The 10,834-nt window shown below is 57.9% G+C and carries 10 protein-coding genes, 2 tRNA genes and 2 rRNA genes; 6 read left to right on the top strand and 8 right to left on the bottom strand.

Going from position 1 to position 10,834, the window contains the following annotated elements:
• Positions 1–49: 49 nt before the first annotated feature.
• Positions 50–135 (top strand) — tRNA-Leu (locus tag AB5Y67_RS16085).
• Positions 136–244: 109 nt separating this feature from the next.
• Entirely contained in the window at positions 245–517 is a 273-nt protein-coding gene (locus AB5Y67_RS16090) for a late competence development ComFB family protein (RefSeq protein WP_005343036.1), read from the top strand.
• On the opposite strand, the gene AB5Y67_RS16095 is transcribed toward AB5Y67_RS16090, so the two are convergent.
• Complete coding sequence (locus AB5Y67_RS16095; protein ID WP_005357820.1) at positions 512–721, bottom strand: hypothetical protein; 210 nt, start codon at positions 719–721, stop codon at positions 512–514. The two genes, AB5Y67_RS16090 and AB5Y67_RS16095, sit on opposite strands and share 6 nt — an antisense overlap.
• A gap of 301 nt (positions 722–1,022) precedes the next feature.
• Between AB5Y67_RS16095 and nhaC the strand changes: the two genes are divergently transcribed.
• Positions 1,023–2,432 carry a Na+/H+ antiporter NhaC gene (gene nhaC / locus AB5Y67_RS16100; RefSeq protein ID WP_005357819.1) on the top strand — a complete coding sequence of 470 codons (1,410 nt, stop codon included), beginning with the start codon at positions 1,023–1,025 and terminating at the stop codon, positions 2,430–2,432.
• Between the two features lie 138 nt (positions 2,433–2,570).
• Here the strand turns inward: nhaC and erpA are convergent, their stop codons facing one another.
• The 3 genes from erpA to clcA all read right to left on the bottom strand — a co-directional run bounded on the left by erpA (position 2,571) and on the right by clcA (position 5,184).
• Positions 2,571–2,921, bottom strand: a complete 351-nt coding sequence (gene erpA / locus AB5Y67_RS16105; protein ID WP_005340225.1) for an iron-sulfur cluster insertion protein ErpA — start codon at positions 2,919–2,921, stop codon at positions 2,571–2,573.
• Between the two features lie 87 nt (positions 2,922–3,008).
• A complete protein-coding gene (locus AB5Y67_RS16110; protein ID WP_005343032.1) occupies positions 3,009–3,704 on the bottom strand; it encodes a DUF6776 family protein in 696 nt (231 codons plus the stop codon).
• Between the two features lie 91 nt (positions 3,705–3,795).
• A complete protein-coding gene (gene clcA / locus AB5Y67_RS16115; protein ID WP_199428085.1) occupies positions 3,796–5,184 on the bottom strand; it encodes a H(+)/Cl(-) exchange transporter ClcA in 1,389 nt (462 codons plus the stop codon).
• 244 nt (positions 5,185–5,428) lie between these two features.
• Here clcA and hemL point away from each other — a divergent pair, with 244 nt between their 5' ends.
• Positions 5,429–6,715 carry a glutamate-1-semialdehyde 2,1-aminomutase gene (gene hemL / locus AB5Y67_RS16120; protein ID WP_100654632.1) on the top strand — a complete coding sequence of 429 codons (1,287 nt, stop codon included), beginning with the start codon at positions 5,429–5,431 and terminating at the stop codon, positions 6,713–6,715.
• 218 nt (positions 6,716–6,933) lie between these two features.
• On the top strand, positions 6,934–7,749 hold the full coding sequence (locus AB5Y67_RS16125; RefSeq protein WP_100654633.1) for a hypothetical protein: 816 nt from the start codon (positions 6,934–6,936) through the stop codon (positions 7,747–7,749).
• Here the strand turns inward: AB5Y67_RS16125 and AB5Y67_RS16130 are convergent.
• Together AB5Y67_RS16130 and AB5Y67_RS16135 are read right to left on the bottom strand one after the other, a co-directional pair.
• The gene (locus tag AB5Y67_RS16130) at positions 7,664–8,566 is read right to left on the bottom strand and encodes a sulfite exporter TauE/SafE family protein (RefSeq protein WP_100654634.1); all 903 of its coding nucleotides are present in this window, start codon (positions 8,564–8,566) and stop codon (positions 7,664–7,666) included. The two genes, AB5Y67_RS16125 and AB5Y67_RS16130, sit on opposite strands and share 86 nt — an antisense overlap.
• 296 nt (positions 8,567–8,862) lie before the next feature.
• On the bottom strand, positions 8,863–9,612 hold the full coding sequence (locus tag AB5Y67_RS16135) for a DsbA family protein (RefSeq protein ID WP_042084194.1): 750 nt from the start codon (positions 9,610–9,612) through the stop codon (positions 8,863–8,865).
• A 197-nt stretch (positions 9,613–9,809) separates the two neighbouring features.
• Between AB5Y67_RS16135 and AB5Y67_RS16140 the strand changes: the two genes are divergently transcribed.
• Positions 9,810–9,897: transfer RNA gene (locus tag AB5Y67_RS16140), tRNA-Ser, on the top strand.
• 626 nt (positions 9,898–10,523) lie between these two features.
• On the opposite strand, the gene rrf is transcribed toward AB5Y67_RS16140, so the two are convergent.
• Together rrf and AB5Y67_RS16150 are read right to left on the bottom strand one after the other, a co-directional pair.
• A 5S ribosomal RNA gene (gene rrf / locus AB5Y67_RS16145) occupies positions 10,524–10,638 on the bottom strand.
• Positions 10,639–10,758: 120 nt separating this feature from the next.
• A 23S ribosomal RNA gene (locus AB5Y67_RS16150) occupies positions 10,759–10,834 on the bottom strand; the annotation flags it as partial.

The following is a 10,834-nucleotide window of genomic DNA, read 5'->3' on the forward strand; positions in this document are numbered from 1 at the left end:
AGCAATGCGCTCCAACCGCATTTAAAAACCAGCTGGAGAAAATCAGTGTGCGAAGGTGGCGGAATTGGTAGACGCGCTAGCTTCAGGTGTTAGTGTCCCACGGATGTGAGGGTTCGAGTCCCTCTCTTCGCACCATTCATTACGCAAAAGGCCCATCACGAAAGTGATGGGCCTTTTGTTTTTACTCCTTGTTATGGCTATGCTTTTGACGACTCACCGCTCATCGTCATGCCAAGGAACGCATATGATACTGGATACCGACATTCACAACTTTTACGAACATCTGGTGCTCAAGGAGATTGAGAAACAGGGGCTGCAGCAAAAGCTCAACAGCGATCAGATGGCCGATCTCTGCTGCCTCACCCTCAACCAGCTTCCGGCCCACTATATTCGCCACAATGTCGACATGATCTACTTCCTGACCGACGCCAAGCGCACCGAAATGGAGAAGCTGGTGGTCGAATCGCTCAAGGTGGCACAGCAGAAGATCAAGCAGGCTCCCGTCAAAAGCTCATAACCAGGGCTGCTGCCAGAGCAGGGTAACGATACCGGTCAACCCGGCCACTGGCAGCAAGATCAAGGCGGGCCGCAATCCGGGCTCCAGCATCACCCAGGCAGCCAGCAGAAAACCGGCACTCCAGGTGCCGTACTCTTTATCCTGACCCCATGCGAGTACGGCCACCGCCACCAGCAACATCATCCCCCGCAATATCCAGCGCATTATTTTCTCCCTACCCATCAATTGATAATAATTATCATCTTCATCTGCTGGGGATGCAAGTGGCGTCACAGACAAGCTTCGTATGTGACCATTTATGTCAACAGGCCGCTCAAAAACGGGTTATGAGATCAACTAATTTGTGATTTTTTCAATCAAATGTGCATTTTTGCCAATTTGATGGGGCTTTAACCCGCCGGGTTTGTGGTAGATTGCGGCCTCTTTTTGGGTTGCCTCCTCGGGATCGATGTATCCACAGGACGAGAGGGAGTGACCTTGGCGAGCAAGAGTTTAGGAAGTATCTATGCAAAACCAACAAAACCACATCCGACTACCGGGCATGGCACAGGTATTTGCCTGTCTGGCCATTTTCCTGGCCCTGGCATTCTCGTTCACCAGCGTGCTCGATCTGCCGATCCAGCTAGCGCTGTTCATCGCCTGGTTCGTCATCATGGGGCTTGGCATCAAACTCGGCCACGATTACAAATCCCTGGAGCAGGCTGCCGTTGACGGCGTTGCCAAGGGGATGGGGGCCATCCTTATCCTGGTCTCCGTCGGTGCTCTGGTCGGCACCTGGATTGCTGGCGGCATAGTCCCCAGCATCATCTACTTCGGCCTCAAGGTGATCCACCCGTCCATCTTCCTGCTGGCAACCCTGATCATCTGCTCCCTGACCTCGCTGGCCACCGGCACCTCCTGGGGCTCTGCCGCCACCGCCGGTATCGCCATGATGGGGATCGGCCACAGTCTCGGCGTGCCTGCGCCGCTGGTAGCCGGTGCCGTGCTCTCCGGCGTCTACTTCGGTGACAAGCTCTCTCCGCTCTCCGACTCAGTAGTGCTGGCTTCGACCATGTCCAACGTCGACGTGGTGGAGCATATCAAGGGGATGCTGCCTATCAGCCTGCTCTCCTATGTCATCACCGCCGTGCTGTTCACCGTGGTGGGTATGCAGTATTCGGGTAATGTCAGCCTGGAGCAGGTCAATCTGGTGATGGAGGCTCTCGACAACCAGTTCAATATCACCCCGCTGGCCATAGTGCCGGTGGTGCTGGTGCTGGGGCTGTTGGCCAATCGCAAGCCCGCCTTCCCGGTGATCAGCTTCGGCGCCCTGCTGGGCCTGATCTGGGCCATCGCCTTCCAGGGCATGGATCCGGTCAAGGCGATGCACTCGGCTTATAGTCCGTTTGCCATCACCTCCGGCATCGACTTTATCGACAACATTCTCGGTCGCGGCGGCATGGAGTCCATGCTGGGCTCGGTCGCGGTCATCATCTTCGGTCTCGGGTTTGGCGGCCTGCTGGAGAAGGTCGGCATTCTGGAAGTGATCGCCAGCGCCTTCGAGAAGCGCATCAACAGCGTCGGCAGCCTGACCAGCCACACCATCGGCACTGCGTTTCTGGCCAACGTGTTTGGATCGGCCATGTATGTGTCGCTGATCCTGACCCCCAAGATCATGGCCAAGAACTACGACCGACTGGGACTGGCACGCAAGAACCTCTCTCGCAACGCCGAGTTTGGCGGCACCCTCACCTGCGGCATGGTGCCCTGGAGCGACAACGGCATCTTCATGGCCGGGGTGCTGGGGGTGGCAACCCTCGACTACCTGCCTTACATGTGGCTGAGCTTCACCTGCATCATTGTGACCATCACCCTCGCCTACATGGGCAAGGCAGTGAACCGGATCCCGCTGGTCGCGGCGGCAAGCTCCCGCTAAGCCATTCTGCAAACAAAAAAGGCGCCATCGAGGCGCCTTTGTTGTTTCAGAGAAATGCTGTTTGATGGAGCACACTGAGCACCACAAACAAAAACAGCCCTCGTTACCGAGAGCCGTTTCATCAGACCGATACGCCGATCAGATGGAGAAGCTGGAGCCACAGCCACAGGTCGTGGTGGCATTGGGGTTGGTCACGGTGAAGCGTGAACCTTCCAGACCCTCGGTGTAATCCACACTGCCGCCTACCAGATACTGCAGGCTCATGGGATCGATCACCATGGTGACGCCATTCTTCTCGACTACGGTGTCCCCGTCGTTGATCTTCTCATCAAAGGTAAAGCCATACTGGAAACCGGAGCAGCCCCCACCCGTGATGTATACCCGCAGCTTCAGCTCGGGATTCTCTTCCTCGGTGATCAGGTTCTTCACCTTGTTGGCCGCCGCATCCGTCATCTGGATGGGCAGCGGGGCTTCTGCTACTGCACTCATTACTGACCTCACAACCATTAGATCCACAAACATGGAAACCGCGAAATTATCCAATACCCGACCATTCAGTTCAAGTATTCACCACGTTTAACCGGCCGCGGGAACCGGAGCAGGCGGTGCGGCGACCAGCGGCTTGATCACCTCGCCCCACTCAACCAGCAGCTCTTGCGCCGGTTGCCTGCCATCCTTGTTGATGGTGACACGGATCCGATCCGGCACAAAGCCTTCCGGCAACTGCCAATTCCCTTCCAGCAACTGGAAATAACGCAGGGCATAACGCCACTCGCTCACCTTCATTCCGAGATCGCGACCGGTCAGCGTCTTCGGCTTGTCAGCCAGGCTCCCCTCGACCCGGATCTGCACCTGACCACGAAACAGCTCCCGCTTCTTGGCGGGCTGGGTCAGGGCGAGACGGTAGTGGTAACGACCGGGAATGCTGGTCTCCTGCAGAGTCAGGTTGTCGATCACCACCCCCACCTGTTCGCCGGTGGGGCGCATGATCCGCTCGAAAAAGGCCAGCTGGCGCTTGAGCTCCTGCACCTGCGCCTCCTGACTCTTCAGGGTGGTCTGCAACTGCTCAAAGGCCGCTTTCTGGGTCGCCAGCTGGGTATCTTTCACCCCCAATTCGGTCTTGAGCTGGCCGATGGCCTTGCCCTGACGATCCAGCGTCTCCTGCTGTACCACCAACAGACTGCTCTGGGCCAGCTCCTGACGGTTCCCGACAAAGTAACCGATGAGCCCGCCAACGGCTAACACGACCAATAACTTCAATAGATTGGACATAGCCCCTCATCCCGTTATTACGCCATTTACGGCAGCGCCTCTCCCTTCACTATACCGCCCTGACCGGGGCCAAAGGCGATAAAGGGAAAAATTAACTGGCCGTGGCGCTGCCATCACCTCGCTTTTGACGCGCAGCGAGCCGTAAAGTTCGCTCCAGGATCTGGGAATAGATGGGCCGGCCACCCAGCCACTGGGCAACCAGAGTCGCCCCGACCGTGGTAATCATCATCGGCAGGATCAGCTGATAGTTGTCGGTCATCTCGGTGACCAGCACGATACCGGTGATAGGGGCACGCACGGTGGCAGCAAACAGCGCCCCCATTCCGGCGATGGCAAAGGCGCCGGGCTCGATGCCAAGCTCCGGAAACGCCGCATGAAACAGATGGCCGAACACCACGCCAAACAGGGTGCCCAATGCCAGGGTCGGCGCAAACACCCCGCCCGGGGCACCGGAGCAGAAGCAGATGAGGGTCGCGACCAGCCGCACCGAAAAGATGAGGAACAGGGTCGCCATCGCATACTCATCCCCCATCAGATGGGGAATAAGCTCGGTGCCGCCCCCCGTCACCGCGGGAGCAAACAGCGACAGCACGCCAAACGTTCCGGCGACCAGCATGCCGATGGCCACAAAACGGTGGCGCTTGTTCTGGTGCAACGCCAGATAGCCATCCTGACAGGCCAGCACCAACTTGTTGAAGACAAAACCGAGCACCCCGAAGGTGGCTCCCATAAAAAGGAACAGCCAGAGCGCCTTGAGGGCTGGCGCATCGTAGTGAGGCAAGGTGATCACCGCCCCCTGCCCTTTCATGTTCTGCAACATCAAGGTCGCCATGATGGCGGAGATCCCCACCGCCTTGATGGCCAGAAAGGAGTAGCGAAACTGCGGTCGCATCTCCTCCATCACGAACAGGATACCTGCCAGCGGCGCATTGAAGGCTGCCGCCAGACCGCCCGCCGCACCGGCGGCCAACAGGGCGTGACCATGCTCCTTGGGCAACAGGAAGATATCCGCCACCATCTTGCCGAGGTTGCCGCCGATCTGTACCGAAGGCCCCTCCCGCCCCAGCACCATACCGGAGCTCAGGGTACAGATGCCGCCGAAGAACTTGACCGGCAACACTCGCCACCACCGCACCGGGCGCAGCTCGTCCATCGCCCCCTCGATCTCGGGAATGCCGGAGCCGCCCGCTTCCGGGGCAAAGGTATGAGTGAGGAAGTAGCCGACAAATCCCAGCAAGGCGCTGAAGCCAAAGCCAAGCAGACCGAGCTGCCACCAGGGACGGTCTGCCAGCAAGGCGATACGTTGTTCTGCCAGCCAGTGGACTCCTGATTCGAACAGGCCGCACACCAGTCCGGCCAGGGTGCCGACCAGCGCCGCTAGCAGCAGCACCAGCAAGGGCATCTTGTCTTGCCGGATAATGCGGGAAAGCGGCCCCCGCGCAGAGGTATCGGCTTCAGAGGAGAGAGCTTGTTGCGCCATCTTGTTACACCAACTTGGAAAAACCATATCGTCAGCTAGCTGAGATCAGGATCACCCGGCGCGTTGCTCGGCTGCCCAGGGCTGGGGCTTTCTGCTATAGTCGGCCCGTTAAATTTTTGTCACGGGAGCAGACCGAGAGTCCGGGTGGCGAGAGCGCAAAGCATACTCCTGATGCTCCGGCCTGCCGAGTCTCAATCGGCTGCAATCCCTTGTGTGACGACCAAAATCCCATTAAGGATGATCCATGTCAAAATCAGATCAGCTGTTTGAACAGGCCCGCCAGACCATTCCGGGTGGCGTCAACTCACCGGTCCGCGCCTTCAATGGGGTCGGCGGCACGCCCCGCTTCATCGATCACGCCGATGGCGCCTATCTCTATGATGTGGATGGTCAGGCCTACGTGGATTACATCGGCTCCTGGGGCCCCATGCTGCTGGGTCACAACCACCCGGCCATCAAGGCCGCCGTCATCAAGGCCGTTGAGAAAGGGCTGAGCTACGGTGCGCCGACCGAGATCGAAGTGCTGATGGCCGAGAAAGTGCGCCAAATCGTCCCCTCCATGGAGCAGGTGCGAATGGTGAACTCCGGCACCGAAGCCACCATGAGCGCCATCCGGCTGGCCCGCGGCTACACCGGCCGCGACAAGATCGTCAAATTCGAGGGCTGCTACCACGGCCACGCCGACTCCCTGCTGGTCAAGGCAGGCTCCGGCGCCCTGACCCTGGGTCAGCCCAACAGCCCGGGCGTTCCGGCCGATTTCGCCAAGCACACCCTGACCTGCGTCTTCAACGATCTGGATTCGGTGCGTGAAGCCTTCACCCAGTACGGCGGCGAGATCGCCTGTATCATCGTCGAGCCGGTCGCAGGCAACATGAACTGCATCCCGCCGGTCCCCGGCTTCCTGGAAGGGCTGCGCGCCATCTGTGACGAGTTCGGCGCCCTGCTGATCCTGGACGAGGTGATGACCGGCTTCCGCGTCTCCCTGCGCGGTGCCCAGGGCCACTACAACATCGACCCGGATCTCACCACCCTCGGCAAGATCATCGGTGCCGGCATGCCGGTAGGTGCCTTCGGCGGCAAGAAGAAGGTGATGCAGCACATCGCCCCGACTGGCCCTGTCTATCAGGCGGGTACTCTCTCCGGCAACCCGGTAGCCATGGCGGCCGGTCTGACCATGCTGGATCTGCTGCTGGAGCCGGGTCTCTATGAGCAGCTGAGCGCCAAGACAGCGCGGGTTGCAGAAGGGCTGAAAGCGGCCGCAGCCAAACACGGTATCCCGCTCGCCATCAACTATGTGGGCGGCATGTTCGGCTTCTTCTTCACCGACGAGACTGAAATCACCCGCTACGAGCAGGTCACTCGCTGCGATATGGAACGCTTCAAGCGCTTCTATCACCTGATGCTGGAAGAGGGCGTCTACCTGGCACCGAGTGCCTATGAGGCGGGCTTCCTGTCGCTGGCTCACGGTGACAAGGAGATTGAACATACCTTGGCTGCCGCCGAGCGCAGCTTCGCCAAGCTGGCTGGCTAAATCGCCGCAGGTTGTCGCAGAAGGGCCCGTCACGGGCCCTTTTCTATTGCAGTGCCTTCATCACCACACAGATCTTCGATACGCCCATTTCTGGTGCATCCCCTCTTCGTCACTCACCAATTTGTCATCCTCTGGTGCAACTTGCCCCGCCATCCCTGTCATAAAGCAGGCCCACTATTTGCACATTCACCACAAGAGCCCACGTCACCGAGGTCCATATGGCAGAGATGAGCCCCATCGATGTGCTGCGGCGCTATCAGGAGTATCAGGAGGAGTTGACCCCGCTACTGCAGGGGCTGCTCAGCGCCCCCCTTGTCTCGCTCAAGGGGTATCCCTTTGTGGTCAGCATTGACCACTATCAGGGGCCGATGTGCATCCAGCCTGCGGCACCGGCCGCCCATAACCGGTTGCACCTTATCGTGCAGGGGCAAGGGCGGGAGATCACCGTCTGTCTGCATCAGCTGATTGGCTGGTTGATGGGAGACAGGGAGCGCCGCCGCGCCATGCCCTGGTTCAAGGCGGTCTATGTGGTGCTCAGCATGGCGCTGTTTTTGATCGTCGCCACCCTGATCTGGCACGGGCTGGAACAGCTCTACCAGCTATTGTGCGGCGAGCAGCAGAACCAGCTCGGCGCCTTTAGCGCCATCATCTTCCTGACGCTGGCACTGGCGGTGTTCGATCTGGGCAAGACCATTCTGGAAGAGGAAGTACTGCTGCATAAGGATATCTTCCGCCACAGCGCCATTCGCCGCACCATCACCCGCTTTATCGCCGCCATCCTGATCGCGGTCTCCATCGAGGGACTGTTGCTGCTGTTCAAAGGCTCGCTCGGCCAGAGCGAGCTGCTCTGGCCTGCGGTCGGAGTGATGGGGTGCGCGGTGGGTTTGCTGCTGGCGCTTGGCCTCTATGTCTTTCTGGGGGCCAAGGCCGAAGCGGCACTGGTACAGGCTAGCCTGCGCTCTCCACCGCCAGTTGCACAGGGGAGCGACGCGTCGCCCGCCAGGAGGCGTACATGGTCCAGGAGGTATAGATGACGATAAAGGCAACCAGCCACTTCAGCATCTCCATATCCATGGATTTGACCAGCATGGCTGCCAGCACCACACCGATGGGGCCGAAGATGGCCACTGCCAGCACAGCCTTGGCATCAAACGCCCCTTTGCGGATAAAGGTGCCTGCGGAGAAGACGCTAAGCACGGCGGTGGAGCCCATCATGATGGGAAACGCCGCCAGCGGGTTCATCCCCAGCAGATAAACCAGCGTCATGCAGGGGGCAAACAGGCCGATACCGACATTCATCAATACCCCGAAGATGAAATTGCCAAGCAGAGCGATCGCCAGCTTGTAGCCGCTGAGCCCCATCGCATCGCCGCCTACAGGGAAAAGCCCCAGCAGACCGGCAAAGATAAGCCCTGCAACGACCAGTAAGGAGATAGCCATCACCAACCGGATGGTCTGCCGATCAAACGAGGCCACATGACGAGCGCCCCAAGCTGCGCCCGCTGCGGCGGCCATCATCATGCTGATCAGCGTCAGCGGCTCCACTGCGACTGCGCCGACGAAGATCAGCGACTGAGTCACGGTCGGCAGCACACACTGCCCATTTAGGGTCCCCGGCAGCACCCGATCATCGATCAGCTTGAACTGCTTGTAGCAGGCGGTCTTTACCGCAAAGCTGCCCACCCCCAGGGTATCGAGAAAGTTGGCAACCCCACCGATCAACGCCACCGGCCAGAAGGGTGTCGCCTCAAAGGATCCACTCTGCTTCTTCCGCCAGCAGGCTTGCACCAGCATAAAGATGAATACGAGGCCTCCAGCTATAAAAACCAGCCGTAAAATATCAACTAACATAGGGGTTTCTCCTGCAACGGGCGGCGATTCTAAGGCAAGCAGCAGAAAAAATCTTGACCGGAATTAAGCAATACTCACGACACACCTCTGCGAGGCGAAATATTTATCAATGGACTCCGAACGACTCTGCTAATACTTGTTACTGAGGCCAACAGGCCGGGTCCTGAGCACGTTGTTATGGTCCTTTCGCGACGACCACTTGTGCCAAAGGACATAATAAAAAAGAGGGCCGGTAGTGATACCGACCCTCTTTCTGTATCTGGCCGGGGCGCTGGGCCCTCGACCATGACAACTGCTTATTGAATGCTCTTGCCGGCACGCACGTCCTTGATAAACCCCTTCAGGCTGGCCAGATCACGGGGGGCACCGCGCAGGATCTGATCACCGATGATGAAGGCCGGGGTACCGGAGATACCGAGCGCTTCAGCCAACGCACGGTTGGTACCGAGGTTCTGGTCAATGCTGCCATCTTTGATCTTGGCTTCCACCTTGCTCCAGTCAACACCGGCCGCCACTGCCAACTGCTTGACCTGTGCTTCATCAGCGAGCGGGCCCTGATGGGTATAGAGCTTCTCGTGGAACGCCTGGTACTTGTCAGGCTGACCCAGCTGGACCGCCAACGCAGCACGGGCTGCGAAGTAGGAGGACTCGCTCAGAATGGGGAACTGCTTGTAGATGTAACGGATGTCTTTGTCTTCCGCCATCAGCTGCTTGACCAGCGGATGGGCCCGCTTGCAGTAACCACAGTTGTAATCGAAAAACTCCACAATGGTCAGAGATGCCTTCGGATTCCCCATCTCGGGATCCTGATTGGCATAAAGCTGCTTGGAGTGAGCCTTAATCAGCGCCTTGTCACTCTCGGCCTGCTGGCTCTCCTGCTTGGCACGCAGGGCATTGGACATCTCGACCAGGATCTCGGGATTCTTGACCAGATAGTCGCGAACGATTTGCTCGACATCGCTTTTGGTCAGCTCGCTTGCATGTACCGGCGTCGCCAGCAGGGTCACGCCAGCCAGCGCGCAAAACAGGGCATTTTTAATAGTCATAACGTTATCTTGCAGAGGATATGATAGAGGCCACTATAGTGGTTGAGTCTGTTTTCAAGTCAAGTTATCTGGCCAAAAAAGCGCTTGAGACGCCCTGATTGCCACTTTTTCATGTCGTTTCGCGCAATTAACCAGCAATCGAACCGGACGGGGATTTACAAGCCGGATCAGCATGGTAATATTCGCCGCACTGCTGCGGAGGGGTGGCAGAGCGGCTGAATGCACCGGTCTTGAAAACCGGCGATGGGCGACCATCCGTGGGTTCAAATCCCACCTCCTCCGCCATTCATACCGAGCCCATGCAACCATGTTGCGTGGGCTTTTTGTTTGCCTGCAATTTGCCACTCGTCATAGATCTCAACACATTAGTCTTCTTCAACTCCTTTCTTGATCTTCTCACCTGCGGGCTCAACAGCTGCCACAAGATCACCTATCAACATCTAACCTCTGCGTTCCTGCGCGTATCCCTTCCCATTTCCTTATTACCCCAAACAACAAGGACCCAAAGCAGCAACCACTGCGCCTGCGTGTTAGCACAGCCAACACACTCTCTGGCATAACGTCAGTGGGCGACTAACAAAATCATGGACAAGCAGAGGGCTCAAAAAGAAAGACTTCAGCTAACACAGGACGCAGATGCCCAGGAAAGATCGCAAGCAAGAGATCCTAGCGTACAGGCGAGCATAGGATTCGTGGGTCATGACTACGCCAGAGCCGCCATACAGAGCGACAGCGGTTCAGTGAAGAAAGAGTACCAAGCAGAACATCAGGCTATTTGTAGAACCAGAAAACAGCGCCGAGTAACAATAAGAACAGAGGAAAGGAGATAGGACCGGTCAAAAATCAGGCTACCTTCTGAGTTTCAGGTAATAAAAAACCCCGCTCGATGAGCGGGGTTTCTTGTATTGGGTGCCTGGCAGTGTCCTACTCTCGCATGGCGAATGCCACACTACCATCGGCGCTACCGCGTTTCACTTCTGAGTTCGGCATGGGATCAGGTGGTTCCACGGCGCTATGGCCGCCAGGCAAATTCTTCATCTAGAAAGCTGACGTGAGTAGTGATGTTGCGCTTGGCTTGTCACTATCACTGAATTTGAGTAGTTCGTTCTATTTGCTACAAGCCTTAGAACACTTCTTGGGTGTTGTATGGTTAAGCCTCACGGGTAATTAGTACGGGTTAGCTCAATGCATCGCTGCACTTACACACCCCGCCTATCAACGT

This window comes from Aeromonas sp. s12 (genome assembly GCF_040907925.1).
Lineage (GTDB): Bacteria > Pseudomonadota > Gammaproteobacteria > Enterobacterales > Aeromonadaceae > Aeromonas > Aeromonas veronii.